The sequence below is a fragment of the Thauera sp. ZXT1-4 genome (assembly GCF_052598215.2).
This window is the reverse complement of the sequence record NZ_JBQWSN020000002.1, coordinates 139,580-165,044: the sequence shown is the minus strand read 5'-3', so window position 1 is coordinate 165,044 and position 25,465 is coordinate 139,580. Positions and strand designations below refer to the sequence as shown.

At 67.1% G+C, this 25,465-nt stretch carries 31 protein-coding genes; 15 read left to right on the top strand and 16 right to left on the bottom strand.

The window, feature by feature from the left end:
* Positions 1 to 9 precede the first annotated feature (9 nt).
* Complete coding sequence (locus tag ACUH78_RS02895; protein WP_445332645.1) at positions 10 to 1,167, top strand: iron-containing alcohol dehydrogenase; 1,158 nt, start codon at positions 10 to 12, stop codon at positions 1,165 to 1,167.
* A gap of 38 nt (positions 1,168 to 1,205) precedes the next feature.
* Positions 1,206 to 2,303: an NADH:flavin oxidoreductase/NADH oxidase gene (locus ACUH78_RS02890; protein ID WP_445332646.1), complete on the top strand. Its 1,098-nt coding sequence runs from the start codon at positions 1,206 to 1,208 to the stop codon at positions 2,301 to 2,303.
* 92 nt (positions 2,304 to 2,395) lie between these two features.
* Here the strand turns inward: ACUH78_RS02890 and ACUH78_RS02885 are convergent, their stop codons facing one another.
* Positions 2,396 to 2,932, bottom strand: coding sequence for a PadR family transcriptional regulator (locus tag ACUH78_RS02885; protein WP_445332647.1), 537 nt, complete (start codon positions 2,930 to 2,932; stop codon positions 2,396 to 2,398).
* A 211-nt stretch (positions 2,933 to 3,143) separates the two neighbouring features.
* On the opposite strand from ACUH78_RS02885, the gene ACUH78_RS02880 reads away from it, so the two are divergent.
* Positions 3,144 to 6,047, top strand: coding sequence for a crotonase/enoyl-CoA hydratase family protein (locus ACUH78_RS02880; protein ID WP_445332648.1), 2,904 nt, complete (start codon positions 3,144 to 3,146; stop codon positions 6,045 to 6,047).
* Positions 6,048 to 6,122: 75 nt separating this feature from the next.
* Here the strand turns inward: ACUH78_RS02880 and ACUH78_RS02875 are convergent, their stop codons facing one another.
* The 7 genes from ACUH78_RS02875 to mltG form a co-directional block, all read right to left on the bottom strand.
* On the bottom strand, positions 6,123 to 6,464 hold the full coding sequence (locus ACUH78_RS02875; RefSeq protein ID WP_418364722.1) for a zinc ribbon domain-containing protein YjdM: 342 nt from the start codon (positions 6,462 to 6,464) through the stop codon (positions 6,123 to 6,125).
* Positions 6,465 to 6,515: 51 nt separating this feature from the next.
* The gene (locus ACUH78_RS02870; RefSeq protein ID WP_418364723.1) at positions 6,516 to 7,235 is read right to left on the bottom strand and encodes an ankyrin repeat domain-containing protein; all 720 of its coding nucleotides are present in this window, start codon (positions 7,233 to 7,235) and stop codon (positions 6,516 to 6,518) included.
* A complete protein-coding gene (locus ACUH78_RS02865) occupies positions 7,216 to 7,992 on the bottom strand; it encodes a TatD family hydrolase (RefSeq protein WP_418364724.1) in 777 nt (258 codons plus the stop codon). Before ACUH78_RS02865 ends, ACUH78_RS02870 begins: the two co-directional genes overlap by 20 nt.
* Positions 7,993 to 8,097: 105 nt before the next feature.
* A complete protein-coding gene (locus tag ACUH78_RS02860) occupies positions 8,098 to 8,463 on the bottom strand; it encodes a PilZ domain-containing protein (protein ID WP_418364725.1) in 366 nt (121 codons plus the stop codon).
* Entirely contained in the window at positions 8,460 to 9,518 is a 1,059-nt protein-coding gene (gene holB / locus ACUH78_RS02855; protein ID WP_445332649.1) for a DNA polymerase III subunit delta', read from the bottom strand. The genes ACUH78_RS02860 and holB overlap by 4 nt, the downstream gene beginning before the upstream one ends.
* Positions 9,515 to 10,159 (bottom strand): dTMP kinase, encoded by a 645-nt coding sequence (gene tmk, locus ACUH78_RS02850; RefSeq protein ID WP_445332650.1) that lies wholly within the window; start codon positions 10,157 to 10,159, stop codon positions 9,515 to 9,517. The genes holB and tmk overlap by 4 nt, the downstream gene beginning before the upstream one ends.
* A gap of 38 nt (positions 10,160 to 10,197) precedes the next feature.
* Entirely contained in the window at positions 10,198 to 11,199 is a 1,002-nt protein-coding gene (gene mltG / locus ACUH78_RS02845) for an endolytic transglycosylase MltG (RefSeq protein ID WP_445332651.1), read from the bottom strand.
* 188 nt (positions 11,200 to 11,387) lie between these two features.
* On the opposite strand from mltG, the gene ygfZ reads away from it, so the two are divergent.
* Positions 11,388 to 12,422, top strand: coding sequence for a CAF17-like 4Fe-4S cluster assembly/insertion protein YgfZ (gene ygfZ, locus ACUH78_RS02840; RefSeq protein WP_445332652.1), 1,035 nt, complete (start codon positions 11,388 to 11,390; stop codon positions 12,420 to 12,422).
* Between the two features lie 22 nt (positions 12,423 to 12,444).
* Positions 12,445 to 13,254 carry an NRDE family protein gene (locus tag ACUH78_RS02835; protein ID WP_445332653.1) on the top strand — a complete coding sequence of 270 codons (810 nt, stop codon included), beginning with the start codon at positions 12,445 to 12,447 and terminating at the stop codon, positions 13,252 to 13,254.
* Here the strand turns inward: ACUH78_RS02835 and ACUH78_RS02830 are convergent.
* Genes ACUH78_RS02830 through tadA form a run of 3 tightly spaced genes read right to left on the bottom strand, consistent with a single transcriptional unit; the run spans position 13,224 to position 14,645 of the window.
* Positions 13,224 to 13,703 carry a GNAT family N-acetyltransferase gene (locus ACUH78_RS02830; protein ID WP_445332654.1) on the bottom strand — a complete coding sequence of 160 codons (480 nt, stop codon included), beginning with the start codon at positions 13,701 to 13,703 and terminating at the stop codon, positions 13,224 to 13,226. The two genes, ACUH78_RS02835 and ACUH78_RS02830, sit on opposite strands and share 31 nt — an antisense overlap.
* The gene (locus ACUH78_RS02825; RefSeq protein ID WP_418364732.1) at positions 13,700 to 14,179 is read right to left on the bottom strand and encodes a L,D-transpeptidase family protein; all 480 of its coding nucleotides are present in this window, start codon (positions 14,177 to 14,179) and stop codon (positions 13,700 to 13,702) included. The genes ACUH78_RS02830 and ACUH78_RS02825 overlap by 4 nt, the downstream gene beginning before the upstream one ends.
* Before the next feature lies 1 nt (position 14,180).
* Positions 14,181 to 14,645, bottom strand: coding sequence for a tRNA adenosine(34) deaminase TadA (gene tadA, locus ACUH78_RS02820; protein ID WP_435750200.1), 465 nt, complete (start codon positions 14,643 to 14,645; stop codon positions 14,181 to 14,183).
* A 121-nt stretch (positions 14,646 to 14,766) separates the two neighbouring features.
* Here tadA and xpt point away from each other — a divergent pair, with 121 nt between their 5' ends.
* The gene (gene xpt / locus ACUH78_RS02815; protein ID WP_418364734.1) at positions 14,767 to 15,369 is read left to right on the top strand and encodes a xanthine phosphoribosyltransferase; all 603 of its coding nucleotides are present in this window, start codon (positions 14,767 to 14,769) and stop codon (positions 15,367 to 15,369) included.
* A gap of 91 nt (positions 15,370 to 15,460) precedes the next feature.
* Positions 15,461 to 16,321, top strand: a complete 861-nt coding sequence (locus ACUH78_RS02810) for an HDOD domain-containing protein (RefSeq protein WP_445332655.1) — start codon at positions 15,461 to 15,463, stop codon at positions 16,319 to 16,321.
* A gap of 16 nt (positions 16,322 to 16,337) precedes the next feature.
* Here the strand turns inward: ACUH78_RS02810 and ACUH78_RS02805 are convergent, their stop codons facing one another.
* Positions 16,338 to 17,282, bottom strand: a complete 945-nt coding sequence (locus ACUH78_RS02805) for an alpha/beta hydrolase (RefSeq protein WP_445332656.1) — start codon at positions 17,280 to 17,282, stop codon at positions 16,338 to 16,340.
* A 60-nt stretch (positions 17,283 to 17,342) separates the two neighbouring features.
* On the bottom strand, positions 17,343 to 17,543 hold the full coding sequence (locus ACUH78_RS02800; RefSeq protein WP_445332657.1) for a hypothetical protein: 201 nt from the start codon (positions 17,541 to 17,543) through the stop codon (positions 17,343 to 17,345).
* On the opposite strand from ACUH78_RS02800, the gene ppk2 reads away from it, so the two are divergent.
* From ppk2 to ACUH78_RS02780, 4 genes are all read left to right on the top strand, one after another.
* Positions 17,542 to 18,723: a polyphosphate kinase 2 gene (gene ppk2 / locus ACUH78_RS02795; RefSeq protein WP_435750199.1), complete on the top strand. Its 1,182-nt coding sequence runs from the start codon at positions 17,542 to 17,544 to the stop codon at positions 18,721 to 18,723. The genes ACUH78_RS02800 and ppk2 overlap by 2 nt on opposite strands.
* A gap of 175 nt (positions 18,724 to 18,898) precedes the next feature.
* Positions 18,899 to 19,465 carry a glutathione peroxidase gene (locus ACUH78_RS02790; protein ID WP_445332658.1) on the top strand — a complete coding sequence of 189 codons (567 nt, stop codon included), beginning with the start codon at positions 18,899 to 18,901 and terminating at the stop codon, positions 19,463 to 19,465.
* A 106-nt stretch (positions 19,466 to 19,571) separates the two neighbouring features.
* Complete coding sequence (gene gorA, locus ACUH78_RS02785) at positions 19,572 to 20,912, top strand: glutathione-disulfide reductase (protein WP_418364740.1); 1,341 nt, start codon at positions 19,572 to 19,574, stop codon at positions 20,910 to 20,912.
* Between the two features lie 11 nt (positions 20,913 to 20,923).
* The gene (locus tag ACUH78_RS02780; protein ID WP_418364741.1) at positions 20,924 to 21,133 is read left to right on the top strand and encodes a hypothetical protein; all 210 of its coding nucleotides are present in this window, start codon (positions 20,924 to 20,926) and stop codon (positions 21,131 to 21,133) included.
* On the opposite strand, the gene ACUH78_RS02775 is transcribed toward ACUH78_RS02780, so the two are convergent.
* Positions 21,130 to 21,465, bottom strand: a complete 336-nt coding sequence (locus tag ACUH78_RS02775; RefSeq protein WP_418364742.1) for a DUF2249 domain-containing protein — start codon at positions 21,463 to 21,465, stop codon at positions 21,130 to 21,132. The two genes, ACUH78_RS02780 and ACUH78_RS02775, sit on opposite strands and share 4 nt — an antisense overlap.
* 161 nt (positions 21,466 to 21,626) lie before the next feature.
* Here ACUH78_RS02775 and ACUH78_RS02770 point away from each other — a divergent pair, with 161 nt between their 5' ends.
* From ACUH78_RS02770 to ACUH78_RS02755, 4 genes are all read left to right on the top strand, one after another.
* Positions 21,627 to 22,244 (top strand): LemA family protein, encoded by a 618-nt coding sequence (locus ACUH78_RS02770; protein WP_418364743.1) that lies wholly within the window; start codon positions 21,627 to 21,629, stop codon positions 22,242 to 22,244.
* A 14-nt stretch (positions 22,245 to 22,258) separates the two neighbouring features.
* Positions 22,259 to 23,278 (top strand): TPM domain-containing protein, encoded by a 1,020-nt coding sequence (locus ACUH78_RS02765; RefSeq protein WP_418364744.1) that lies wholly within the window; start codon positions 22,259 to 22,261, stop codon positions 23,276 to 23,278.
* The gene (locus ACUH78_RS02760; protein WP_418364745.1) at positions 23,272 to 23,811 is read left to right on the top strand and encodes a TPM domain-containing protein; all 540 of its coding nucleotides are present in this window, start codon (positions 23,272 to 23,274) and stop codon (positions 23,809 to 23,811) included. Before ACUH78_RS02765 ends, ACUH78_RS02760 begins: the two co-directional genes overlap by 7 nt.
* Positions 23,812 to 24,021: 210 nt before the next feature.
* Positions 24,022 to 24,528, top strand: coding sequence for a phasin family protein (locus ACUH78_RS02755; RefSeq protein ID WP_418364746.1), 507 nt, complete (start codon positions 24,022 to 24,024; stop codon positions 24,526 to 24,528).
* A gap of 123 nt (positions 24,529 to 24,651) precedes the next feature.
* Here ACUH78_RS02755 and moaE read toward each other — a convergent pair whose 3' ends face one another.
* Together moaE and moaD are read right to left on the bottom strand one after the other, a co-directional pair.
* Positions 24,652 to 25,167 (bottom strand): molybdopterin synthase catalytic subunit MoaE, encoded by a 516-nt coding sequence (moaE, locus tag ACUH78_RS02750; protein ID WP_418364747.1) that lies wholly within the window; start codon positions 25,165 to 25,167, stop codon positions 24,652 to 24,654.
* Between the two features lies 1 nt (position 25,168).
* Positions 25,169 to 25,429, bottom strand: coding sequence for a molybdopterin converting factor subunit 1 (moaD, locus tag ACUH78_RS02745; protein WP_418364748.1), 261 nt, complete (start codon positions 25,427 to 25,429; stop codon positions 25,169 to 25,171).
* Positions 25,430 to 25,465 lie beyond the last annotated feature (36 nt).

The following is a 25,465-nucleotide window of genomic DNA, read 5'->3' as shown; positions in this document are numbered from 1 at the left end:
GACCCCCCGATGCAGAACTTCGACTTCTACAACCCCACCCGCATCGTCTTCGGTGAAGGCACGATCGCCCGCCTGGACGAACTCGTACCGGCTGGCGCCCGCGTGCTGGTGCTCTACGGTGGCGGCAGCGCCGAGCGCAACGGCACGCTGCCGGAGGTGCAGGCCGCACTCGGGCAGCGCAGCGTACAGCGTTTCGGCGGCATCGAGCCCAACCCGAGCTACGAGACACTGATCAAGGCAGTCGAGCTGGTGCGCCGTGACCAGATCGACTTCCTGCTCGCGGTGGGTGGTGGCTCGGTGATCGACGGCACCAAGTTTGTCGCCGCCGCTGCCGGCTACGAGGGCGAGCCGTGGGAGATCATGCAAACGCGCGGCAAGCATGTCGCCCGCGCGCTACCGATCGGCTGCGTGCTTACCCTGCCGGCCACGGGCTCGGAGATGAACTGCTTCTCGGTGGTCACGCGCAAGTCGCTCCAGGCCAAATTCGGCTTCTCCAGCCCGCACGTGTTCCCACGCTTCTCGGTGCTCGACCCGGTCAAGACCTATACCCTGCCCCCGCGCCAGATCGCCAATGGCGCGGTCGACGCCTTCGTGCATGTCATGGAGCAATACCTGACCTATCCCGTGAACGCCCCGGTGCAGGACCGCTATGCCGAGGGTCTGCTGCAGACCCTGATCGAGGTCGGCCCCCAGGCCCTGGCCACGCCCGAGGACTACGCGGTACGCGCCAACCTGATGTGGGCCGCCACCCAGGCCCTGAACGGACTGATCGGCGTCGGGGTGCCGCAGGACTGGGCGACCCACATGATCGGCCATGAACTCACCGCGCTGCATGGTCTGGACCACGCGCAGACGCTCGCGGTCGTGCTGCCCAGCCTTCTGAACGATCGCCGCGCCGCCAAGCGCGCCAAGCTGCTGCAGTACGCCGCGCGAGTATGGAAAATTCATGATGGCGAAGAGGATGCACGCATCGACGCCGCCATCACCCGTACCCGCGCCTTCTTCGAGTCGCTCGGTGTGAAGACCCGCCTGTCCGACTACGGCATCGGCGCGGACGCGATCGACCGGATCATCGCCCAGCTCGAAGTGCATGGCATGACGGCACTCGGCGAGCACCGCGACATCGACCTCGCCACCAGCCGCCGCATCCTCGAAGCCAGCCTGTGAACCCGGGTTATTCCTGGAACCCTGCAAGGACCCACTGCATGACCGCACTCTTCCAGCCACTCAAGCTCAAGGACATCACCCTGCGCAACCGCATCGCCGTGCCGCCGATGTGCCAGTACATGGCCACCGACGGCGTGGTCAATGACTGGCACTGCGTGCATTACCCTGCCATCGCACGCGGCGGCGCGGGTCTGGTCATCGTCGAAGCGACGGCGGTTTCGCCCGAAGGCCGCATCACCCCGGCTTGTACCGGCCTGTGGAACGATGCACAGGCTGCGGCCATGGCGCCGATCGCCGCGTCGATCAAGGCCGCCGGCGCGGTGCCCGGTATCCAGATCGGCCACGCCGGCCGCAAGGCCAGCGCCAACCGCCCCTGGGAGGGGGACAACCACATCGCCGACGGCGACCCGCGCGGCTGGCAGACGATCTCGCCCTCGGCCACTGCTTTCGGCGCACATCTGCCCAAGGTGCCAAAGGCGATGACGCTGGAAGACATCACCCGCGTGCGCGAGGACTTCGTGGCCGCCGCCCGGCGCGCACACGAGGCCGGCTTCGAGTGGCTGGAACTGCACTTCGCCCATGGCTACCTCGGCCAGAGTTTTTTCTCGGTGCACGCCAACCAGCGCGCCGACACCTACGGCGGCAGCTTCGAGAACCGCAGCCGCTTCCTGCGCGAGACCGTGCAGGCGGTGCGCAAGGTGTGGCCGGAAAACCTGCCGCTGACCGCACGGTTCGGTGTGATCGAATACGACGGCCGCGATGAGGAGACCCTCGCCGAAGCCATCGAACTCACCCGCCGCTTCAAGGCCGAAGGTCTGGACCTGCTCAACGTCAGCATGGGCTTCTCGACGCTCACCGCGAACATTCCCTGGGCGCCGGCCCTGCTCGCACCGGTGGCCGAGCGCGTGCGCCGCGAGACCGGGCTGCCGGTGGCATCGGCCTGGGGGTTCGACCACCCGGCCACCGCCGATGCCTGCGTGCGCGACGGCCAGCTCGATCTGGTGATGATCGGGCGCGCGCATCTCGCCAACCCGCACTGGCCGATGCAGGCCGCGCGAGCGCTCGGGGTCGAGCGCCCGACCTGGGTGCTGCCCGCACCCTACGCGCACTGGCTGGAGCGTTACGCGGGCAGCTGAGCAGAAGGGCCCGCACGGGAGCCTGGCTGGGCGCGCGGGTTAAAGAGTCGGGCCCGCTCGCGCGTCAGGCCTCGCGGATGAAATCTCGCGGGTCAGCTCTCACCGAGCACCTGCACTGCCTCGTCGTACCATGCAATCCAGTTTTCCTCGTACTGGATGCCCGCCTTGAGGATCAGGTGATGGATACGGCGCTTGCGCGTGGGCGCCGTCTCGGGCGCAAAGTCGCGGGCCTCGATCGCACGGTAGGCGCGCAGTTTTTCGCAGTGGAGCTCACGGCGCCGGCGCAGCTCGGGCAGCAGGCCAAGCGGGCCGAGCGTGGCGTCAGCGCGCAGCCGGACCATGAACTCGTCACGCAGTTCGGGCAGCGGCGCAGGTTCGGCGGCCCAACGCTCGAGTTCCTGGCGGCCGGAGGGCAATACACAGTAGGTGCGCTTGCGGGTGCGGCCTGCGTCAGGGTCGGGCTCGGACAGGATCCAGCCCGCCTTTTCCATTCGGCCCAGCTCGCGATAGATCTGCTGGTGCGTCGCCTGCCAGAAGTGGCCAATGGACTTGTCGAAACGCCGTGCCAGATCGTAGCCGGACGAGGGTTGTTCGAGCAGCGAGGTGAGCAGGGCGTGGGCGAGCGACATGGCGCAAGTCTAGCCGCGTGCATGTGAACCATGCAACGCGTTGCATAGTCGATCGAGATCTTCTAAAGTGCTGCAACTGGTTGCATAGTTGGACAGCACCCCTCCACGGCCTGCGCACCACTCCCTCCCTCCTCGAGCGCGCAGGCCGGACTCCCTCCCCCGCGGTCCGGCCATGCAACCAGCCCCACCATAAAACACCGCGAGCGAGACGATGGCCACCTACCCGAACCTCTTCCGTCCCCTGGACCTCGGCTTCACTACCCTGCCCAACCGCTTCCTGATGGGTTCGATGCACGTCGGGCTGGAAGAGGCCGAAGGCGGCTTCGAGCGCATGGCGGCCTTCTACGCAGAGCGCGTGCGCGGTGGCGTCGGCCTCATCGTGACCGGCGGCATTGCCCCCAACGCCGAGGGCCGCCCCTGGAGCGGCGGCGCCACGCTGACCACATCGGAAGAAGCCGCGCACCACCGCGTGATCACCGAGGCAGTGCATCGCGAAGGCGGCAAGATCGCCATGCAGATCCTGCACTTCGGCCGCTACGCCTACCACCCCGAGTTGGTCGCACCCAGCCCCATCCAGGCGCCGATCTCGCCTTTCGTGCCGCGCGAACTGTCCACCGCCGACATCGAACGCACGATCGAAGACTTCGTGCGTTGCGCCGAGCTTGCCCGCGAAGGCGGCTACGACGGTGTCGAGATCATGGGCTCCGAGGGCTACCTGATCAACGAGTTCATCGTCGCCCATACCAACCAGCGCAGCGATGAATGGGGCGGTGCCTACGCCAACCGCATCCGCTTCGCCACCGAGATCGTGCGCCGCACGCGCGAACGCCTCGGGCGCGAGTTCATCCTCATCTTCCGCCTGTCGCTACTTGACCTCGTCGAGGACGGCTCCACCTTCGAGGAGGTGGTGCAGCTCGCGCAGGCGATCGAAGCCGCCGGCGCCACGCTGATCAACAGTGGCATCGGCTGGCACGAGGCGCGCATCCCCACCATCGCCACCTGCGTGCCGCGCGCCGGCTTCGCCTGGGTGACGCAAAAGCTCAAGGACCACGTCAGCATCCCCTTGATCGCCACCAACCGCATCAACACGCCCGAGATCGCTGAGGCCATCCTCGCCGAGGGCAAGGCCGACATGGTGTCGATGGCGCGGCCCTTCCTCGCCGACCCTGACTTCGTGAACAAGGCCGCTGCGGGCCGCGGCGCCGACATCAACACCTGTATCGCGTGCAACCAGGCCTGTCTGGACCACACCTTCAGCGGCAAGATCACCTCCTGCCTGGTGAACCCGCGTGCCTGCCACGAAACCGAACTGGTGATCGAGCCCACCGTGACCCCGCGCAACATCGCGGTGGTCGGTGCCGGCCCCGCGGGCCTGGCCTTCGCCACCACAGCCGCCGAGCGCGGGCACAAGGTCACGCTGTTCGAAGCCGGTGCGCGCATTGGCGGGCAGTTCAACATCGCGATGCAGATCCCGGGCAAGGAAGAGTTCGCCGAGACCCTGCGCTACTTCGGCCGGCGCATCGAGCAGACCGGCGTCGCATTGAAGCTGAACACCCGCGTCTCCGCCACCGAGCTGTCCGGGAAGTTCGACGAGGTCGTGCTCGCCACCGGCATCGTGCCGCGCGTGCCGGAGATCGAGGGCGTGGATCACCCAAAGGTACTCGGCTACCTGGATGTGTTGCGGGAGAAGAAGCCGGTAGGCCGTCGCGTCGCCATCCTGGGGGCGGGCGGCATCGGCTTCGACGTCGCCGAGTACCTGAGCCACGAGGGCATCAGCCCCAGCCTGGCGCCGGACAAGTTCTATGCCGAATGGGGCATCGACGCTGCCTACGTCCATCGCGGCGGCCTGACCAAGCCGCATCTGGAAACCGCCCCGCGCGAGATCGTGCTGCTGCAGCGCAAGACCAGCAAGGTCGGTGAAGGCTTGGGCAAGACCACCGGCTGGATCCATCGCACCGCGCTCAAGAACCGCGGCGTGCAGATGATCCCGGGGGCAAGCTACCACCGCATCGACGACGCCGGCCTGCACCTGAGCATCGGCGGCAAGAATGAGGTGCTGCCGGTCGACAACGTGATCCTGTGCACCGGTCAGGAGCCGCAGCGAGAACTCCAGGCCGCGCTCATCGAGGCCGGCATGCGCGTGCACCTGATCGGCGGCGCGGACGTGGCCGCCGAACTCGACGCGAAGCGCGCGATCAAGCAGGGCATCGAGCTGGCGGCCAGCATCGAGAGGGCCGCCTCGGCACCGGCCGTCGTCGCGGGCCAGTTCCCTGCCTCCGCCACGACCGCAGGGATCCCCCTGCCGCAGTTCGACACCCTGCGCATCGGCCTCGACGGCCAGGTCGCCGTCGTCACCCTGAACCGCCCCGACAAGGCCAACGCGATGAACCTGCAGATGTGGCAGGACATCCGCGCCGCGATGCAGTGGATGGACCGTACACCGGCGGTGCGCGTGGCGGTGCTGCACGGCGCCGGCGCGAACTTCTGCGCCGGCATCGACCTGCAGATGATGATGAGCATCCTGCCCACCGTGAAGGACGCCTGCGAGGCGCGCACGCGCGAGAACCTGCGCAACCTCATCCTCGACCTGCAGGACACGCTCACCAGCCTCGAACGTTGCCGCAAGCCGGTGCTCGCTGCCATCCAGGGCGCCTGCGTGGGCGGCGGCGTGGACCTGATCGCCTGCGCCGACATGCGTTACTGCGCGGCGGATGCGAAGTTCTCCGTCAAGGAGATCGACCTCGGCATGGTCGCCGACGTCGGCAGCCTGCAGCGGCTACCGCGTCTGATCGGCGAAGGCATGGTGCGCGAGCTTGCCTATACCGGGCGCGGGTTCGATGGCGGGGAGGCTGCCCGCATGGGCCTGGTCAACCGGGTCTTCGATACGCCCGAGGCCTTGATGGAGGGCGTGATGAAGCTCGCCCACACCATCGCCGCCAAGTCGCCGCTCGCGGTCCGTGGCACCAAGGACATGCTCAACCACGCGCGCGATCACAGCGTGGCCGACGGTCTGGACCGCGTCGCCACCTGGAACGCTGCGATGCTGCTGTCCGAGGACCTGCAGACCGCAATCCGCGCCGGCATGACGAAACAGGCACCGAAGTTCCGCGACTGAGCCCCGGCGCCTTGCAGAAACGGAGGGGCCGCTTGCGCGGCCCTTTTGCATTCGTCTCGCCGGATAGGCGCGGCTTCAGTTCTTCTTCACGAACGCCGACTTCAGCTTCATCGCACCGATACCGTCGATCTTGCAGTCGATGTCGTGATCACCCTCGACCAGGCGGATGTTCTTCACCTTGGTGCCGACCTTCACCACCAGGGACGAGCCCTTGACCTTGAGGTCCTTGATCACCGTGACGCTGTCGCCATCCTGCAGCACGTTGCCGTTGGCGTCTTTCCACACCTTGCCCGCCTCCTCGGCCTCGGCGCCCGCCTTGCGGGGCCACTCGTGGGCGCACTCGGGACAGACGTAGTTGTCACCGTCCTCATAGGTGTATTCGGAGTTGCAGGCGGGGCACCTGGGCAGACTGCTCATGCTGTTTCCTTCACTGGATATGAATGGGGCGCAGGCGCCTCATGGTCGGGCTCACTCGATCGTGAGCTTGATCGCCGGCGGACGCAGGCCGCGACGCTTGCGTTCGGCCTGGATGAGCTCGGCGATCTCGGTGTTCTTGCCTTGCAGCGCCCACGCATCGGCGGACAAGCCGACGTCGTTGAGCGCATTGAGGTCCGTCTGCGGCATCGCCAGCAGACGGCGGACCACGCCGACGTGACCGTTGCGCGCGGCGAGCATCAGCGCCGTGGCCTTGTTCGGCGCCGGCGAATTGACGTTTGCACCGGCAGCGAACAAGGCATCAAGCATGTTCTCCCGCCCTTCGAAGGCGGCATAGTGCAGCGGCGTCCAGCCTTCGTGTTCGACGCGGGCACCAGCCTTGAGCAGCACGCGAACCGCTGCCTCGTGCCCACGCAGCACCGCAAGCATCAAGGCCGAATCGCCGGCAAGGTTGCGGTAATCGACACGAGCGCGATACTTCAGCAAAGCCGCCACGGTGTCCGCCTGGCCTTCCCGCGCAGCGAGGATCAGCAGCGAATTGCCCTGCGGATCGACAGTGTCCGGATCGATACCCCGGTCGAGCAGGCTGGTGAGCTGGCGCGTGTCGCCAAGACGCGCCGAATCGAGCGCATCGTCGTAGCTGCCCGCGATCGCTGCGCAGGAGCAGAGCGTGCTGGCGGCCAGCAGGGTGGCAACGATCAGCCTGCTCGCGGGCCGAGCCTTGGCGCGCGTTTCAGGCAGGTCTTTGTGCATGATGGAAAAGCCGGAAGAAGTTGTCGGTGGTGGCCTGCTCGATGGCAGCCAGCGGCAGTTCGCGCAGACGGGCGATCTCCTCGGCCACATGCACGACCCAGGCCGGTTCGTTGGTCCTGCCCCGGTGTGGCACCGGCGCGAGATAGGGCGAATCGGTTTCGATCAGCAGGCGGTCGAGCGGCACGCGGCGGGCGACCTCCTTGAGTTCCTTCGCGTTGCGAAAGGTGACGATGCCCGAGAATGAGATGTAGAAGCCGAGCTCGAGCGCCGCCTCGGCCACCTCCCAGCGCTCGGTGAAGCAGTGCATGACGCCGCCCGCCTCGCCCGCGTTTTCCTCACGCATCAGGCGCAGAGTGTCCTCGGCGGCGCTGCGGGTGTGGATGACCAGCGGCTTGCCTGTCTCGCGCGCGGCGCGGATGTGCACGCGGAAGCGTTCGCGCTGCCACTCGGGCGCATCCTTCTGCCAGTAGTAGTCGAGCCCGGTCTCCCCGATCGCCACCACCCGTGGATGATCGGCAAGCTCGATCAGCCGCGCGAGGTCGGGCTCCTCCACATCCGCATTGTCGGGATGAACGCCCACCGAGGCCCACAGGTTGGCGTGCCGCTCGGCAAGCCCACGCACGCGCGGGAAATCCTCCAGCTTGACGCTGATGCAGAGCGCCGCACCGACACCGTTCGCCGCCATGTTGGCGAGCAACGCGTCCTCACGGCTGATCAGGTCTGGGAAATCGAGGTGACAATGTGAATCGACGAACATCCGGTTCCTGCAGGTCAGTGAGTGTCCCGGCGCGCTCCCGTACGAAGTGCTCGCCGGGACGCCGGGCGGAAACCGGAGCGGCGCGCGTGGCGCGCTCCGGCAGCGTCAAAGCGTATGGGTGGGGCGTGCCGAGTTCAGGTGGCCCGCCAGCACCTGTTCGATCCGCGCGCGCAAACCCTTGCCAGAATCGTCATCGGAAAAATGCACGCCGATCCCCTGTGTCTTGCCCCCCTGGGCTCCCTGCGGTGTCAGCCAGGCCACCTTGCCCGCGACCGGGTGGCGGGTGGGGTCGTCCAGCAGTTGCAGCAGCAGGAAGACCTCGTCGCCAAGCTTGTAGGTCTTCGGCGTGGGCACGAAGATGCCGCCATGGACCAGAAAAGGCATGTACGCCGCATACAGCGCAGCCTTCGAGCTGATGTTGAGCGACAGCACGCTCGGGCGGGCAACGGCAGGACGTGCAGCTTCGGTCATCCTCGGGCTCCGGCAATGGCACGGGCGTAACGCATGAGCATGTCTTCGAGCACCAGGCGCAGACTGAGCGGATGGCGCGATACCTTGTGGATCTGAAGGAGCTCATTGTAGCAGGCGCTTGCCGCGGCCACGCTCGTGTGGCTGGCCAGCGCAGCGAGCACGCCTTCCTGTGCGGGAAAGAAGCGCACGCGCCCCCCCATCCGCAGGGCAGCGAGATCGCCTACCCAGCGCAGCATCCAGTCGGTGAGCTCGGGTAGCCCGAAGCCGGCCGCCATCGCCTCCTTCGACTTCAGCCAGCTTTCCCACTGCCCCGCCAGGCGCAGCGCCCCGGTCGCCTCCAGGCCGCCAAGGTCGCGTACGAAGCGCGCGAGCATCGCTGCGCCGCCGCTGCGCGCAAGGCGTTCGGCCGCCAGCGGCATGCCTCCACCCACCGCCAGCAATGCCTTCACCTCCTTGTCAGCATGCACCCACCAGTGCGCCAGCGCGGCTTCGTCCGGGCGCGCGAAGTGCCACTGCTGGCAGCGGCTGCGGATCGTGGGCAGCAGCCGGCGCGGCGCAGACGACACGAGCAGGAACACGCAGCCCGCGGGCGGCTCCTCGAGCAGCTTCAGCAGCGCGTTGGCGGTGAAGGGGTTCATCGCTTCGGCCGGATCGATCACCACCACGCGGCGGGCGCCATGGTGCCCGGTGATGCTCAGCGCCGCCTGCAGGTCGCGGATCTGCTCGATGCGGATCTGCTCCGACGCGGACTTGCCTCCTGCCTCGCGCGGCGAGAGCTCACCTTCGCCCTCGGCGCGCGCGGCCACGGCATCGGCCTCCGGCACCACCCGCATCAGGTCAGGGTGATTGGCAGTCAGACGCCACTGACAGGGTTCGCAGTGATCGCAGGCATGACCGTCGGGCCTCGGCGCATCGCACAGCAGTCTGGCGGCGAGCGCCTCGGCCAGTTCCCGCTTGCCGAGCCCTGGGGGACCGACGAAAAGCAGCGCATGCGGCAGGCGCTCGCCGAGCTCGACGAGGCGCTGCCAGGAGGGCTGGAGCCAAGCGTGGATCATGCCAGCAGGCGCTCGTGCACGACGCGCTCCACCTCGGCCCGGATCGCCTCGGGCGTGCGGCTGGCGTCGATCACGCAGATGCGCTGCGGCGCCCCGCGCGCGCGTTCGAGGTAGGCCTCGCGCACACGCTCGAAGAAACCGCACTGCTCCCGCTCGAAGCGGTCCGGGTCGACCCCGGTCGAAGCCACGCGCGCCGCAGCGACGGCCGGCTCGAGGTCGAACACGAGGGTTAGATCCGGCTGCAGCCCGGGATGGACCCAGTCCTCGAGCGCGTCGAACTTGGCACGATCGAGGCCACGTCCGCCCACCTGATAGGCGAAGGTGGCATCGGAGAAGCGGTCGCATACCACCCAGCGGCCCGCAGCAAGCGCTGGCTCGATGCGGGCCGCAAGATGTTCGCGGCGGGCGGCGAACATCAGCATGGCCTCGGTCTCGAGATGCATGGGCTCATGCAGCAGCAGCGCCCGCAGGCGCTCGCCCAACGCGGTGCCCCCGGGCTCCCGGGTCTGGTCCACATCGATGCCGGCCACCTGCAGCAGCGCGACCACGGCGGCAATCTGCGAGCTCTTGCCGGCCCCGTCGATGCCCTCGAAGGTGATGAAGCGGCCGCGCTCAGGCGCGGGAGAGGTGTCGTGGTGCATGTCGGCAGATGCCCGTTGTGCGTGCTTGGCGTGTCGCATCATCCGCCCCGCTTGCGGATGAACTTGTTGACCGCGCGATTGTGGTCGGCGAGGTTGCGGGAGAACTCGCTGCTGCCATCGCCGCGCGCGACGAAGTACAGGTAATCGCTTTTCTGCGGCTGGACGGCGGCGCGCAGCGAGGCCTCGCCCGGCATCGCGATCGGCGTCGGCGGTAGCCCAGCGCGCGTGTAGGTGTTCCAGGGGTGATCGGCGTCCAGATGCACGCGACGCAGGCGGCCGTCGAAGCCCTCGCCGAGGCCGTAAATCACCGTCGGATCTGTCTGCAGCCGCATTCCGATGCGCAGCCGGTTGGCGAACACCGAGGCGACGAGCGCACGATCTGCTGCGCTACCCGTTTCCTTTTCGATGATCGACGCCAGGATCAGCGCCTCATAGGGCGAGGCAAGCGGTAGCGCCGGGTCGCGCTCGCCCCACGCACGCTCGAGCCGCACCTGCATCATCTGGTACGCGCGCTCCAGCACCGCAAGCGCGCTGCTGTGCTTGTCGAACAGGTAGGTGTCGGGAAAGAACAGGCCTTCGGGATGCGCTTCGGCGGCCCCAATGCGCGCGAGCAGTTCGGCGTCGCTCAGCCCGGCGCTGTCCGGCTCCAGCTCGGGATGAGACTCGAGCGCCTGACGTACCTGGCGGAACGTCCAGCCTTCGAGCAGCACCAGCTCGCCCTGGGTCACGTCGCCATCGGAGAGCTTGAGCACGATCTGCCAGGGTGTGATGCCCGCATGCACCTCATAGCTGCCCGCCTTGATGCGGTGCGCACGATCGCCGATACGCGCGATCAGCGCCAGCGCGCGGGCATCCACGCCGACGCCTGCGCGCTCGATGATCGTCGCCGCCTGACGCATGCCCACACCGCGCGGGATGGTGAAATCGACGCGCTCGGCAGACAGGAGCAGCGAACGGTGGGCATACCACCACCCTGCGCCGGCGACGGACGCCGTGGCAAGGACGAGCAGGACAAGGAGGCTGAGAAAAAGACGCTTCATCGGCGGTTGCTGGGCAAAATCCCTGCCGGCAGCATGGGCGACCGGCGCACGGAGGGGGCCTATAATACTTCATCGTGCAGCGCGTCCCCCGCGGGACGAAATACCACAGAACACGCAAACAAGAATTCGCTGCCGCTAGACCCGACGACCCGACATCCGACCAAAAACCGAACCCAAACGATCCGACCATGACAGCCTGGACCGACCACCTCGCCCACCGGGGCGCCACCCTGGGTGACGATGCCCGCTCTGCCTCTTTCGCCGACGCCACCACCGAAGCGCGCAGCGCCGACGGAACCATCGCGGTGCCGCTGCTGCACCTGGGCACCCTCCGCGCAGTCGGCCCGGACTCGGCCGAGTTCCTGCACAACCTCGTGTCCAACGACGTCAAGAAGCTGCCCGCAGACGGCGCCGAGTGGAACAGCTTCAACTCGCCCAAAGGCCGGATGATCGCGAGCTTCCTGCTGTGGTCCGAGCCCGAGGGCCACGCCTTCGCGCTCTCGGCCGACATCTTGCCGGCCTTCCTGAAGAAGCTCTCGATGTACGTGCTGCGCAGCAAGGTCAAGCTGTCGGACGCGCGTGCGGACACCGCCCTCATCGGGCTGGCCGGTCCCGACGCCGCCGCTGCCGCGCTGGGGGCCGGCGCCCTGCTGCCGGAAGCCGACATGAAGCAGACGGTGACCAACGCCGGCCTGCGCTGCATCCGCCTGAGCCCGACCCGCTACCTGCTCGCCGCGCCGGTTGCCACCGCCGGCGCTGCTTTCGATGCTGCGTGCGCGGCCGGGGCCACCGCTGCCGGCACCACTGCCTGGCAGCTCGACATGATTCGCGCCGGACTCCCGCTGATCACCGCAGCCACACAGGAAGAGTTCGTCGCCCAGATGCTCAACTACGAACTCATCGGCGGGGTGAACTTCCACAAGGGCTGCTATCCCGGCCAGGAGATCGTGGCGCGCACGCAGTATCTGGGCAAGCTCAAGAAGCGCACCTACCGGGTCGCGCTGCCCGCGGGCACCGAAGCCGGCCCGGGGACGGACCTGTACGCACCGGACTTCGGCGAGCAGTCGGCCGGCAAGCTGGTCAACGTCGCACCCACTGCCGACGGCGGCTTCGAAGCGCTGGCGGTGCTCCAGTGCAGCAGCGCCGAGGCGGGCGAGGTCCGCGTCGGCGCACCCGATGGCCCGCGCCTGTCGCTGCTCGACCTGCCCTACGCGCTGGCCTGAGCGACACCGGAACCCGCCCACCGTGTGCCTGATCGTCTTCGCCTGGCAGGCGCACGAACGATACCCGCTGATCGTCGCGGCCAACCGGGACGAGTTTTTCAGCCGCCCAGCCGCGCCCGCGCACTGGTGGCCCGAATCGCCCGCGCTGCTTGCCGGCCGTGATCTCGAGGCGGGCGGCACGTGGATGGGGCTGACGCGAGGCGGGCGCTTCGCTGCGCTCACGAACTTCCGTGATCCAAGCCAGCGTATGGAAGGGGCGCCATCGCGCGGCGCGCTGGTCCGCAGCGCGCTCGAGGACGGGGAGGACGCCGAGACTGCGCTGCAGGCGCTGGCGCGAGGCGCGCAAGCGTATGCAGGGTTCAACCTGATGCTCTCGGACGGCCACCGGCTCGGGGTGCTCGAGAGCACCACCGGCGCGGTGCGCATGCTGACGCCGGGCGTTTACGGGCTATCGAACCATCTCCTCGATACGCCCTGGCCCAAGCTGGTCAAGGCTCGCGCGGGCCTGTCCGCAGCAATCCCTCTGCTCGATGAAGCCGCAGGCGATGCGCAAGGGCACGCGGAACAGGCCGCAATCACCGCTCTGCTCGACCTGTTGCGCGACCCCACACCCGCCCCCGACCCGCACTTGCCCGCTACCGGCATGAGTCTGGAATGGGAGCGCTGGCTCTCACCCGCCTTCATTCGTGCCCCCGGTTACGGCACGCGCTGCAGCAGCGTACTGCTACAGGCCCGGGACGGACACCTGCGCTTCGTCGAATGGAGCTGGGATCGCGACGGCGCCCTGCTCGGCCGGGTGGATCACCGCTTTCCCGCACGATCGCCCGACTGAACCGCGGGCAGCACGCGCCGCATGGCGCGGTGCTCGATGCCGGCCTCCATGAAAACCTCGCCGAAGGCTTCGAAGCCATGCCGGCTATAGAAGTCGAGCGCATGCACCTGGGCGTTGAGCACGACCTCGCACATTCGCCGACGCCGCGCCTCCTCGACCAGAGCGCCCAGCACCGCGCCACCCACGCCGGCGCCGCGCGCTGGGGCCGACACCGCCATGCGTCCGATGTGGCCGTCGAGCAGCAGGCGGCCCGTACCGACCACCCGGCCGTGGGCATCGCGTGCGATGGCGTGTCGGCTGAGCGCATCCATGCCGTCGCGCTCGATCTCGGGCGGCACGCCCTGCTCGCACACGAACACCGCCTCGCGCACGGGCATCACCAGCGCCTCGGCCACGGCCCAGTCCGCGACCTCGATGCAAAAGGGTTCGACATCAGCCTGTTCGCTCATTCAACGATCTCCACCTGCGCCCCGGGCGGCAGCAGGTCGAACAGTTCGATGATGTCCCGGTTTCGCATGCGCACGCAGCCATGCGAACGCGGTTCGCCCATGGGCTGGTCATCGCCGGTGCCGTGGATGTAGATGTAGCGGCGCATGGAGTCGACCTCCCCTCCGCGGTTGCGTCCGGGCTCCTCGCCGCATAGCCACAGGATGCGGGTCAGGATCCAGTCACGGCCAGGGTGGCTTGCCGCAAACCCAGGCGTCCACAGCTCACCAGTCGGCCTGCGACCACGAAACACCGTACCGCAGGCGGCACCGGCACCGATCCGGGCGCGCACCCGGTGGCGGCCGCGCGGCGTGCAGTGGCTGCCCTGCTCTTCGCCCGCCCCCCTGGCGGCGGTGGAGATCGGGTAACGCCGGATGCAGGCCCCGTCGTCGCCGAAGAGGTGCAGCAACTGTTCACCGATCACGACGCGCGCGCGCATGTCAGGCCACCAGCGTCTTGTTGCGTCGCGCCGCGAAGAAGCGCGACAACATGTGTCCGCAGTCATCGGCCAGCAAACCGCCTTCGACGCGGGCATGGTGGTTGAGCCGGGTTTCCGCGAACAGATCGAGCACACTGCCCGCCACGCCCGTCTTGGGGTCCCGGGCACCGAACACCACGCGCGCGATGCGCGCATGCATGATTGCCCCGGTGCACATCACGCAGGGCTCCAGGGTCACATAGAGTTCACAGCCCGGCAGGCGGTAGTTGCCCAGCCGCGCAGCCGCATCGCGCAGCGCCATGATCTCGGCATGCGCGGTCGGATCGTGTCGACCGATGGGCTGGTTGAAGCCGCGGCCGACGATCTCTCCTTCGTACACGACGATCGCCCCCACGGGGACTTCGCCACAGGCACCGGCCTCGCGCGCCTGCTCCAGGGCGGCGCGCATGTAGTCTTCGTCGTTCATCGCTTGCATCGCTATCGGGATGGCGGAATTCTAGCCCGAACACCCGCGCACCCCATCCGCGCGCTAAAATCCGCGCAATCCGCCCCCGGCAGAGGGGCGTTTTCAGTTTACGGACCTGTCCATGATTGTCGACCCTGACCTCATCCGCCCCTACGCACCGCTGGTGCGAAGGATCGAAGCCGAAGCCACCGTGATCGGCGACCAGATCCTCAAGATCGACCATTTCCTGAACCACCGCATCGAACCCCGTTTCATCACCGAGATGGGCAATGAACTCGCAAAGCGGCTCGCACAGTTTCAGCCCACGGTCGTGCTGACTGCCGAGGCCAGCGGCATCGCGCCCGGCCTCGTCGTGGCACAGGCACTCGAGTTGCCGCTGGTGTACGCGAAGAAGTACGCACCCGAGGTCGAGTCGCCCGCCATCGCGCGCGTCATCCCGTCCCCTACCAAAGGTGGCGAGACCAAGCTGGTGCTCTCGCAGCGCTACCTGCTCCCCACCGACCGCGTGGTGATCGTCGACGATTTCCTCTCCAATGGCCGCACCGCGGTGGCGCTGGTCGAGATGGCGCGGGAGGCCGGCGCCCAGGTACTGGCAGCAAGCTTCATCGTGGAAAAACGCTTCAAGAAGGGCCATGCAACGATCGAGGCGCTGGGCGTGCCGGTCTGCACGCTCGCCCAGGTCGAAGCCCTCGAGAACGGCCGCGTCGTCCTGACCCAGCCCTGAGCACGCAAACGTTGCGAACGTGGGCGACGGCATGCCCGCAAGCGCACGTGTGCGCTTACACTCACATCACTCTTTGAACCGGACCCTGGCCATGGATGACTTCCAGTCGCAACTCGATGCCTTCTCGCAGCAGGTTGAAGAGGAACTGCGCGAAGGCGCACTGAGCTTTCCGACCGTATTCGACCTGTCGCTGCGGATCAAGAAGCTCGCCGACGACCCGGACAGCTCGCTCAACGACATCACCGCAGCCGTCCGTGCCGAGCCGGTGCTCGCGGCCAAGGTCATCCGCATGGCAAACACCCTGTCGATGAACCCCTACCGTGGCGAGATCACGGGACTGCCCCAGGCAATCGGGCGCATCGGCCTGTCCACGCTGCGCTGCCTGGCCTTCGCCGTAGCGGCGGAACAGGTTGCCCGCGACCACCGCTCCCGCCAGATGCGCCTGATCGCGACCGGGCTGTGGATGCATTCGGTGGACGTCGCTTCCTGGGCTTGCGCGTTCGCGCATCACCTTGGCCGCCGTGACGCAGACGCCGCGATGCTTGCCGGCCTGGTGCTCGACATCGGGCAGTTCTTCCTGCTCGCGCGCGCAGCCCGCTACCCGGCACTGGAAGGCGATATGGGCCGTTTCGCAGAGGCCGTCGCGGTCTGGGACGATCCGGTGCGCGGCGCCATCCTCGAGGATTTCGGCATGCCCGAGGTGATCATCGACGCCTGCACCAGCGATCCGATCGCAATCACCGCATGGCCGCCGGTCGCACTCAACGACGTCCTCCACCTCGCCACGCTCGCGGCCGAGACGCCCAACCCCTTCGACAGTCTGCTTGGTATTCAGAACCGGCCGGAGCTTCGCGATGCAAGCCTCGGCGAGGTCGGCGCCAGCGAGTTCGAGACGCTGGTGGCCGAAGCGCGCGAAACCCGCCTCGAACTCATTTCGGCAGTGAGCGACTGAAGGGGCGGCACGAGACTCAGTCGCCCCGCAGGGCGCGGCGAAGCGCCTGCGCCGCCAGCGCCACGGCCCGCCCCGACTCTGGGAACAGCTTGCCGAGCGTGAAGAAGCCGTGCACCACGCCTTCGAAGACGTGGTGTTCGACCATGCCGCCCTCAGCGACCGCGCGTTGCGCAAAGGCAGCGCAGTCATCGACCAGCGGATCGAATTCTGCAGCGATCAGCAGCATCGGCGGCAGCCCCGCCAGCGATGCGGCGCGCATCGGCGAGGCACGCCAGTCCTCCGTATTGCCTTCGGGAAGATAGCGCTCGAAGAACCACTGCAGCGTCTCGAGATCGAGGAAGTAGCCGTCAGCGTAACGCGCGCGCGAAGGGCGCGCACTGAGGATCTCGGTGCTCGGATAGACGAGCATCAGGAACACGGGTCGCGTCGGCAGCTGGCGCAAATCCAGCGCAGTCACCAGCGAAAGGTTGCCCCCCGCGCTGTCGCCACCAAGCGCGATCCGCTCAGCATCCACACCGAGCAGGCCGGCATTCCCGGCACACCAGTCAAAGGCCAGGCGCGCATCCTCCACCGCAGCCGGAAAGGGATGCTCGGGGGCGAGCCGGTAGTCGACCGACAGCACCGCGCAGTCCGACCCGTTGGCGAGCTCGCGGCACAGCACGTCGTAGCTGGGCACGTCTCCAACGCACCAGCCGCCCCCGTGCAGGTAGATCAGCAGCGGCAGCACCTCGTCCCGGTGGCTGGCAAGCGGCCGGTAGAAGCGCGCCAGCAGGGCCGAACCATCGCCGCGCGGAATCGGCACCTCGGTCACAGAAGCCACCGCCGGCGCCTCGGGCCGGAAGGCGAACTGCAGCTTCTGAAAGGAATGGCGCGCCTGCGCCGGCGACAGCTCATGGAAACGGGGGGCACCGACACGGTAGGCCATGTCGAGCAGGGATCGGGTCTCGGGTGTCAAAGGCATGAAGTCGGAGAAGCGACACTGCGCGCGGCAGGGTCGGTAGCGGATTGAAGGCGCGCAATTCTACCCGCGCAGCGTCCACCGCGCCGAACGACCTGCCGGCGCGATGAGCCGCCAGCGCACATCAGTTGACCAATCGCCCAGCCTGCGAAGCCCCGGATACATGCATTGCATCGCAGGCAGAAAGAAGATCGATCGAAAGTCCATCCGCGGGCAATCGCTAAGGGCATAGAATTTGTCCTGATCTATCAGGAGGGAATTCATGGCGAAATCCAACCATGCAGAAGAAACCGGCACTTCCGGACAGCAAACCACGGTGCGTGCCGAGAGCACCAGGGCGCGCCGGCGCACACCGACTCGCAAGGCTCGCGACGGCGACGTTGCACCCGCCCTCGACACGGCCGAGATCGAGCGCTTCGAGGTAGACGAGGCCATCGCTGCAGCGCAGGACGCCAAGATCGTCGCTGTCAGCGACATCCTCCAACACGAGGCGGAGCGCAGCGCCGCAGACAAGCTGCGCACCCTGGAAGCGATCCTGTCCGGTGCATCACCAGACGACATCCACATGCTGCGTAGCGCCCTGATGCGCGCCGACCGCACTCAGGGCAAGGAACAGGACCCCGACGACGAGCTTGCACCCGACTGGCGCCAGGGTGGCTATCCTTACCGCAACCTGATGTCGCGCAAGGCCTACGAGAAGCAGAAGTACCGCCTGCAGGTGGAGTTGCTGAAGCTCCAGGCCTGGGTCAAGGAGACGGGTCAGCGCGTGGTGATCCTGTTCGAGGGGCGCGACGCCGCCGGCAAGGGCGGCACCATCAAGCGCTTCATGGAGCACTTGAATCCGCGCGGCGCACATGTGGTGGCGCTGGAGAAGCCGACCGAAACCGAGCGCGGCCAGTGGTACTTCCAGCGCTACATCCAGCACCTGCCCACCGCCGGCGAGATCGCGCTGTTCGACCGCTCCTGGTACAACCGCGCCGGCGTAGAGCGCGTCATGGGCTTCTGCAGCAACGACGAGTACAACGAGTTCATGCGCCAGGTGCCGGAGTTCGAACGCAACCTCGTGCGCAGCGGCATCCACCTGATCAAGTTCTGGTTCTCGGTAAGCCGCGACGAGCAGCGCCGCCGCTTCCGCGAACGCGAGTCGCACCCACTCAAGCAGTGGAAGCTGTCCCCCATCGACCTCGCCTCGCTAGACAAGTGGGACGACTACACCAAGGCCAAGGAAGCGATGTTCTTCTACACCGACACCGCCGACGCACCGTGGACAGTTGTCAAGTCCGACTGCAAGAAGCGCGCACGCCTCAACGCCCTGCGCTATGTACTGCACAAGCTGCCCTACACCAACAAGAACCTCGAGCAGATCGGTGCCCTGGACCCGCTTCTGGTGGGGCGCGCCAACGTGGTGTATGAACGTGGCGAGAAGGACGTTGCGCTGCTGTGAACGCGCTTGGAGTCCGCCCACAAGGCGGGCTCTCCGCGTATCGACCCGCAGCGCTGGCCCTTGATCGCATCAGCGCAAGTGACAATGACGGCGAAAGTACGGTCCGCATGTAGCGCGCGACGAACCGGATCGGCTCGCGCGGGTCCATACGACACCTTCCACGGAGACCATGACCATGCTGCGCACCGCTCTTCGATGCCTTCCTCGTTCCGCGACGCTCGTTGCCCTCGCACTGGCCGGCACAACTGTTCTCGCCCAGTCAGCGGACGCACCGGACAGCCTCTTTGACCACAGCCTGCGCCGTCTGCACGCCGACGAAGTCGTGCAGCTCGCCGAGCGCTACGCGGGGCATCCGGTGCTGGTGGTCAACACCGCAAGCCACTGCGGTTTCACCCGCCAGTTCCGCCAGCTCGAAACGCTGCACCAGCGCTACAAGGACAAGGGGCTGAAGGTCGCTGGCTTTCCGTCCGACGACTTCCGTCAGGAAGCGGACAACGAGGCGAAGACCGCGGAGGTCTGCTTCGAGAACTTCGGCGTCACCTTCGACATGTACGCGCCCATCCCGGTGACCGGCGAGGCCGCGCACCCGATCTTCCGCGAGATCGCGCGCCAGTCCTCGGCGCCAGAATGGAACTTCCACAAGTACGTGATCGATCGCAACGGGCGCGTGGTCGCCGCCTTCCCGAGCGAAGTCAAGCCGGACGCCCCTGAAGTGATCGCCGCGATCGAAAAGGTGCTGTAATCGCCCGCTGCCGCGACGCGCGAAACACGATAGAGTCCCCTTGGTAATCGCCGAGGTGCACCATGCACCCCGGCCGCGAGGACAAGAGAACAAGCAGGGAGAACGCATGAAGGAATACGATCTGATCGCGATCGGTGGCGGCAGCGGTGGCGTGGCCACGGCACGGCGCGCAGCCGAGTATGGCGCGCGGGTTCTGCTGATCGAAGGCGCCCGCCTGGGCGGCACCTGCGTCAATGTGGGCTGTGTACCCAAGAAGGTCATGTGGTACGCATCCAGCATCGCCCAGGCCATGCGCGACGCGCCGGGCTATGGTTTCACCGTGGGCGAAACACGCTTCGACTGGAGTGCGCTCAAGCAGCGCCGCGACGCCTACATCGAACGGCTGAACGGCATCTACGCGGGCATGCTCGACAAATCCGGCGTGGAAGTGGCGCGCGGCTTCGGGCGCTTCACCGGACCGGGCACGGTCGAGGTGAATGGCGAGCGTTTCAGCGCACCGCACATCGTCGTTGCCACCGGTGGCAAGCCGGTGACGCCGGACATCCCGGGCGCCGGGCTGGGCATGGACTCGGACGGCTTCTTCGCGCTCGAGACGCAGCCGCGCCGTGTTGCAGTGGTCGGCGCCGGGTACATCGCGGTGGAACTCGCAGGGGTCTTCGCAGGACTGGGCTCCGAGGTGAATCTGCTTGTGCGCGGCGATCGGCTCTTGAAGAACTTCGACGCACTCCTGCGCGAAGAGCTCGCAGTGCAGATGCAGGAAGACGGTGTCCGCCTCCATCTCGGGACGCAGGTCACCGCCATCGAGCGCACCGCAGACGGCGCACTGCGCGTCGCGTGCCGCGACGGCAAGGTGCTGGAGGTCGATGCGCTGGTCTGGGCGACCGGTCGCCGACCGAACACCGATGCGCTCGACCTGGCTGCTGCGGGAGTCGGCGTACGGGACGATGGCGTGATTCCCGTCGACGCCTTCCAGAATACGAACGCCGCCGGCATCTACGCCATCGGCGACATCACCGGTCACGCGGAGCTCACGCCGGTGGCGATCGCGGCCGGACGCAGGCTCGCGGCGCGGCTTTTCCTCGGCCAGACGGACAGCAGGCTGGAGTACGAGAACATCCCGAGCGTGGTCTTCAGCCACCCGGCGATCGGCACCGTCGGCCTCACCGAAGAGGCCGCACGCGCGCGCTTCGACACCGTGAAGACCTACGTGACCCGGTTTACTGCGATGTACCACGCCCTGACCGAACATCGCCCCAAGACTGCGATGAAGCTCGTATGCGCGGGCCCCGAGGAGCGTATTGTCGGCGCCCATGTAATCGGCGACGGTGCGGACGAGATGCTGCAGGGCTTTGCGGTAGCGGTGAAGATGGGCGCAACCAAGGCAGACTTCGACAACACTGTGGCGATCCATCCGACCAGCGCGGAAGAGTTCGTCACCCTGCGCTGAGGAAGCAACCCATGCCGATGACGTACGAGCAACATCTGGACGAGGTTGCAACCCTGCTCTACGAGCGCTTCGACCAAAATGAAAAGGCGGCCATCAAACTGGTGATGGCCGCCCAGGAGGACGGGTTCTTCAGCGGGCATGACGACGATCCGTCCATTTGCACGCTGGAACGCGCGCAGGCCGATGCCCGCGCGGTCTTCCGCAAGTACGGAAAGGCTTAGGAGCAGCAGCCGTGGCCGCCACCGCCACCGCAGCCACCGCCATGGCCGGCGACGGCTGCAGCCGCTGCGGGGGCACCCGCTGCAGCTTCGGCACCGAGCTGGATGGTGAAGTCGATGACGATGTTGCCGGGCTCGCGCTCGACATAATTGATACCGACCTGTTTGCCGTAGCGCTGCTGGATCTGGTTCAGCAGCGGCAGCGGATCGTGGTCATTCACGAAGCGCATGACTTCGCCGTCCTCGAGCGACTCGAGCGCACCGAAGATCGCGGCATGGCGGAAGCGCTTGGCGACGCCGCGCGCATCAAAGGGGTGAACAGCGTTCTGGAACATCGGGGGTCTTCCATCGAAGAGGTCCGGTCTCGGACTGCGGCCGGAATCGCAGCGAGCAGATCCTATCCCCACCAGCAGGAACGGACCTTGAGCAAGGACAAAAAAACTGCTCTTGCTGCTAAAGTAGTCCTCATCCACTCAGCATTCCCCGGGAACACACCATGCGCCCAGCGCCGATCCGACACTACCTTGCCCTCCTCGCCCTGGCCGCCTCGCTCGGACTGGGTGGGTGCGGCTACAACGACTTCCAGCGTCTGGACGAGGAAACCCGCTCCGCATGGTCCGAGGTGCTGAACCAGTACCAGCGGCGCGCCGACCTGATCCCCAACCTGGTGGAGACGGTCAAGGGCGAGGCGGATTTCGAGCAGGAGACCCTGAGCCGGGTGATCGAGGCCCGCGCCAGGGCGACCGCCATCCAGGTAACGCCAGAGATGCTGCAGGATCCGCAAGCCATGGAGCGCTTCCAGGCAGCCCAAGGGCAGCTTGGCAGCGCGCTGTCTCGCCTGCTCGCCGTGTCGGAGAACTATCCCAACCTGAAGGCCAACCAGGGCTTCCAGGATCTGCGCGTGCAACTCGAAGGCAGCGAAAATCGCGTCACCGTCGCGCGCAACCGCTATATCGAGGCAGTCAGGAATTACAACGTGCTCGCACGCAGCTTCCCGAGCAATCTCACCGCGATGGTGTTCGGCTACGAACCCAAGCCGGGCTTCACCGTCGCCAACGAGGCCGAGATCGCTACTCCGCCGCGCGTGGACTTCGGTAGCCAGGACAAGCGCTGAACGGGGGCACGCGCATGCCCGATCCAGGTCTGACCCGGCTGCCCGACGTAGCCGCGCCCCGGCAGGGCCGCCGCGCGAGGCGGCGGCGTCCGGACCCCGGACGCCGTCTCGCCCTGCTGCTCACGCCGCTGCACACCCCCCTGTTCGCACTGTTTTTCGCCCCGCTGCTCGCACTTCTCGTCGTCGTCTGGCCGACCTGCGTGCACGCCGAACCCCTGCAGCCGGTTCCGCCGCTGAGTGCACGCGTGATCGACCAGAGCGGCGCGCTGAATGCGGAGGAACGCAGCGCGCTCGAACAGAAGCTCGCCACCTTCGAAGCCGAGCGTGGCAGCCAGATCGTCGTTCTGCTGCTGCCGACGACCGCTCCCGAAGACATCGCAGCGTTCGCGTTTCGCGCTGCGGATACCTGGAAGATAGGGCGTCGTGATGTCGGCGACGGCGTACTGCTGGTCATTGCCACGACGGATCGCAGGATCCGCATCGAGGTCGCACGTGCGCTCGAGGGCGCGATTCCCGACCTCGCCGCCTGGCGCATCATCGACGACGTCATTGCCCCCGCCTTTCGCCACGGCGGCTACGCGGCAGGAATCGATGCCGGCGTGGATGCGCTGTTCGCGCTGATCCGTGGCGAAGCCCTGCCGCTGCCCGAACCCAGGCTGGACGACGCACCGAGCAGTGCGCTGGAAGACATCGGTGCCCTGCTCGTCGTCATCGTCCCCATGCTCGGGGCCGTGCTTGTCAGCAACTTCGGCCGCAAGCTGGGTGCCCTTCTCACCGGCGGTGCGACCGGCTTGATCGTGCATGTGCTGACCGCGAGCGTGCTGCTCGCCCTCGTCGGCGCCGTGCTTGCCGTGGTCCTCGTTTTCGTCCTTGGCGTAGGCGCCAGCGGGCGCGGCGGACCACCCCACGCGGGCGGCGGCCCGGTCATCCGCAGCCGGGGCGGGTTCGGAGGTGGAGGATTCAGTGGCGGTGGCGGCTTCCGCTCCGGGGGTGGGGGCAGCTTCGGTGGCGGGGGAGCATCGGGGAGATGGTGACGGAGAAGTTGCGTCGCCTGCTCCGCCACCTCTGGCTGGACGCCGGAGACGCACGCCGCGCCCTGGACGAGGCCGCGAACGGCCGGCTAGAGGCCCGCATCGCACAGAGCGAAGCCACCCACAGTGGACAAATCTGCGTCTGTGTGGAGGCGAGCCTGCCGCCCAGTTACCTGTGGCGCCACCTCCTGCACGGCGAGCCCCTTTCCGAGGTGGTGCGGGACCGCGCCATCACGCTCTTCGGCAAGCAGCGCGTCTGGGATACTGAAAACAACAACGGCGTGCTGATCTACCTGCTGCTGGCCGAGCATCGCATCGAGATCGTCGCCGACCGCGGACTGACACGTGCGACCGGAGCGGCGCACTGGAACGATCTGGTCGGGGCAATCGGGCGCTGCTGCCGGGACGGCGAAGTCGAGCAGGCGCTGCTGCTCGCCATCGAGGATGTCGGAGCCTGCCTGCAGCGGCACTTCCCACGCTCGGGCGAGCCACCTGCGCCGGATGCGGGCCTGCCGAACCGGCCGATGATCCACTGAGCGAATCCCGCGGCAGAAATTGTTGCTGCATTGCGACATTCAAGCCGGATTTCCCACGCCAACTGCAGTCCCGGCGGAATGCGGCATCGCTTGTGCTATTGTGAAGCCAGGACGTTCGCTGCGGCACCAAGACCGCTTGCGCCGAAAAACGGTGTGCATAAACGTCCGACATTACAGCAACCGATCATTCAAGCGAGTGGAGAGGATCTTATGGCCAGCAAGCAAGACCAGTTGAACGAACTTCAGAAGAAAAACCTTGAGGCCGCCATGCGCCTGGCCCAGATGTCCATCGAAAATTCGCAGCGCATCATGGAGATCCAGGTCAACGCTGCCAAGCGTCTGTTCGAGGAGGGTGTCGAAAACGCCCGGGCGCTGACCGCGGCGAAGGACCCGAAGAGCATGATGGACATGCGTGCGCACTTCGCGCAGAACACCACCGAGCAGATGCTTGCCTGCGCACGCCAGATCACCGAGATCACCGCGGCTACGCAGGCGGAGTTCGGCAAGCTCATCGGCGAGCAGTTGAGCACCGGTAGCGCCGACATGTTCGAGGCCATGCAGAAGATGTTCAAGGGCATGCCGATCGCTGACCAGAACGCACTGGGTGCGATGCAGACCGCGATGGATACCACCCGCGCCGCCTTCGAGCAGATGACCCGCGCCTCGACCGAGGCCTTCCAGTCCTTCACGCAGCAGGCCGGCAAGGGCCGCCGCTGAGCCTCGCAGGGCGGAAGCCCCGGCAACCCGCTTACGGGTGACACGGATCGAAAGACGGCGCCTGCGGGCGCCGTCTTCACGTCTGCCCAGGCACTGCCCGGGCCGCGTGCAGCGCAGGTGCGCTCAGCGTCGCTGTTCGATCTCGTCCCAGGAAACGTCGTCCACACCTTCTCCTTCTTCCGCCCAGCGCGCCGCCGCGGAATCATCCGCCTCGCGCGCGTCGACCCAGCGCGCACCATGCGGGGTTTCCTCGCACTTCCAGAACGGCGCCCGTGTCTTCAGGTAATCCATGATGAATTCACAGGCAGCGAAGGCCGCACCGCGATGGGCGCTGGCGACTCCCACGAACACGATGCGGTCGGCCGGCTCGAGCCGGCCGTAGCGGTGGATCACGCGCACGCCGAGCAGGGGCCAGCGCGCACGCGCCTGCGCGACGATTTCCTCCAGCGAGCGCTCGGTCATGCCGGGATAGTGCTCCAGCGTCATCGCGCGCACACCGCTGCCGTCATTGACATCGCGCACCAGGCCCACGAAGCTCGCCACGGCGCCCACGTCGTTCCGATCCATGCTCAGCGCGGCCATCTCGCCGCCGACGTCGAAGTCGGCTTCCTGCACGCTGACCTCCGGGCGCATTTCCATCTCAGCCTCCCGTAACCGGTGGAAAGAACGCGACCTCATCCCCCGCGCCCACGGCCGCTTCCGCGCCCACCATGTGCTGGTTGAGCGCGGCGCGCACATTGCGTCCCGCCGCGAGCGCCTGCCAGCCGTCCCCGCGCTGCGCGAGATGGGCGCGCAATGCACCCACGGTCTCAACACCGGCAGGCAACTCGAGTTCCTCACCCGATTTCCCGACCGCCTCGCGCAAGCTGGCGAAATAAAGAAGCTTCACCTTCGTAGTCATTGCTGTATTCGTCCGCTGTGTTCGTCCAGGATCGTT

Excerpts from the sequence above, each read along its gene's own strand:
- ACUH78_RS02825 (WP_418364732.1), bottom strand. The coding sequence starts at position 14,179 with ATGCGCGCGCGCGTCGTGATCGGTGAACAGTTGCTGCACCTCTTCGGC.
- ACUH78_RS02765 (WP_418364744.1), top strand. The coding sequence starts at position 22,259 with ATGCCCGATCCAGGTCTGACCCGGCTGCCCGACGTAGCCGCGCCCCGG.
- ACUH78_RS02860 (WP_418364725.1), bottom strand. The coding sequence starts at position 8,463 with ATGACCGAAGCTGCACGTCCTGCCGTTGCCCGCCCGAGCGTGCTGTCG.
- ACUH78_RS02885 (WP_445332647.1), bottom strand. The coding sequence starts at position 2,932 with ATGTCGCTCGCCCACGCCCTGCTCACCTCGCTGCTCGAACAACCCTCG.
- ACUH78_RS02770 (WP_418364743.1), top strand. The coding sequence starts at position 21,627 with ATGCGCCCAGCGCCGATCCGACACTACCTTGCCCTCCTCGCCCTGGCC.
- xpt (WP_418364734.1), top strand. The coding sequence starts at position 14,767 with ATGATTGTCGACCCTGACCTCATCCGCCCCTACGCACCGCTGGTGCGA.
- moaE (WP_418364747.1), bottom strand. The coding sequence starts at position 25,167 with ATGGAAATGCGCCCGGAGGTCAGCGTGCAGGAAGCCGACTTCGACGTC.
- gorA (WP_418364740.1), top strand. The coding sequence starts at position 19,572 with ATGAAGGAATACGATCTGATCGCGATCGGTGGCGGCAGCGGTGGCGTG.
- ACUH78_RS02800 (WP_445332657.1), bottom strand. The coding sequence starts at position 17,543 with ATGAATTCCCTCCTGATAGATCAGGACAAATTCTATGCCCTTAGCGAT.
- tadA (WP_435750200.1), bottom strand. The coding sequence starts at position 14,645 with ATGAACGACGAAGACTACATGCGCGCCGCCCTGGAGCAGGCGCGCGAG.
- ACUH78_RS02865 (WP_418364724.1), bottom strand. The coding sequence starts at position 7,992 with ATGTTCGTCGATTCACATTGTCACCTCGATTTCCCAGACCTGATCAGC.
- moaD (WP_418364748.1), bottom strand. The coding sequence starts at position 25,429 with ATGACTACGAAGGTGAAGCTTCTTTATTTCGCCAGCTTGCGCGAGGCG.
- ACUH78_RS02880 (WP_445332648.1), top strand. The coding sequence starts at position 3,144 with ATGGCCACCTACCCGAACCTCTTCCGTCCCCTGGACCTCGGCTTCACT.
- tmk (WP_445332650.1), bottom strand. The coding sequence starts at position 10,159 with ATGCACCACGACACCTCTCCCGCGCCTGAGCGCGGCCGCTTCATCACC.
- ACUH78_RS02775 (WP_418364742.1), bottom strand. The coding sequence starts at position 21,465 with ATGTTCCAGAACGCTGTTCACCCCTTTGATGCGCGCGGCGTCGCCAAG.
- ACUH78_RS02830 (WP_445332654.1), bottom strand. The coding sequence starts at position 13,703 with ATGAGCGAACAGGCTGATGTCGAACCCTTTTGCATCGAGGTCGCGGAC.
- ACUH78_RS02780 (WP_418364741.1), top strand. The coding sequence starts at position 20,924 with ATGCCGATGACGTACGAGCAACATCTGGACGAGGTTGCAACCCTGCTC.
- ACUH78_RS02870 (WP_418364723.1), bottom strand. The coding sequence starts at position 7,235 with ATGCACAAAGACCTGCCTGAAACGCGCGCCAAGGCTCGGCCCGCGAGC.
- ACUH78_RS02875 (WP_418364722.1), bottom strand. The coding sequence starts at position 6,464 with ATGAGCAGTCTGCCCAGGTGCCCCGCCTGCAACTCCGAATACACCTAT.
- ACUH78_RS02895 (WP_445332645.1), top strand. The coding sequence starts at position 10 with ATGCAGAACTTCGACTTCTACAACCCCACCCGCATCGTCTTCGGTGAA.
- holB (WP_445332649.1), bottom strand. The coding sequence starts at position 9,518 with ATGATCCACGCTTGGCTCCAGCCCTCCTGGCAGCGCCTCGTCGAGCTC.
- mltG (WP_445332651.1), bottom strand. The coding sequence starts at position 11,199 with ATGAAGCGTCTTTTTCTCAGCCTCCTTGTCCTGCTCGTCCTTGCCACG.
- ygfZ (WP_445332652.1), top strand. The coding sequence starts at position 11,388 with ATGACAGCCTGGACCGACCACCTCGCCCACCGGGGCGCCACCCTGGGT.
- ACUH78_RS02755 (WP_418364746.1), top strand. The coding sequence starts at position 24,022 with ATGGCCAGCAAGCAAGACCAGTTGAACGAACTTCAGAAGAAAAACCTT.
- ACUH78_RS02810 (WP_445332655.1), top strand. The coding sequence starts at position 15,461 with ATGGATGACTTCCAGTCGCAACTCGATGCCTTCTCGCAGCAGGTTGAA.
- ACUH78_RS02790 (WP_445332658.1), top strand. The coding sequence starts at position 18,899 with ATGCTGCGCACCGCTCTTCGATGCCTTCCTCGTTCCGCGACGCTCGTT.
- ACUH78_RS02890 (WP_445332646.1), top strand. The coding sequence starts at position 1,206 with ATGACCGCACTCTTCCAGCCACTCAAGCTCAAGGACATCACCCTGCGC.
- ppk2 (WP_435750199.1), top strand. The coding sequence starts at position 17,542 with ATGGCGAAATCCAACCATGCAGAAGAAACCGGCACTTCCGGACAGCAA.
- ACUH78_RS02805 (WP_445332656.1), bottom strand. The coding sequence starts at position 17,282 with ATGCCTTTGACACCCGAGACCCGATCCCTGCTCGACATGGCCTACCGT.
- ACUH78_RS02760 (WP_418364745.1), top strand. The coding sequence starts at position 23,272 with ATGGTGACGGAGAAGTTGCGTCGCCTGCTCCGCCACCTCTGGCTGGAC.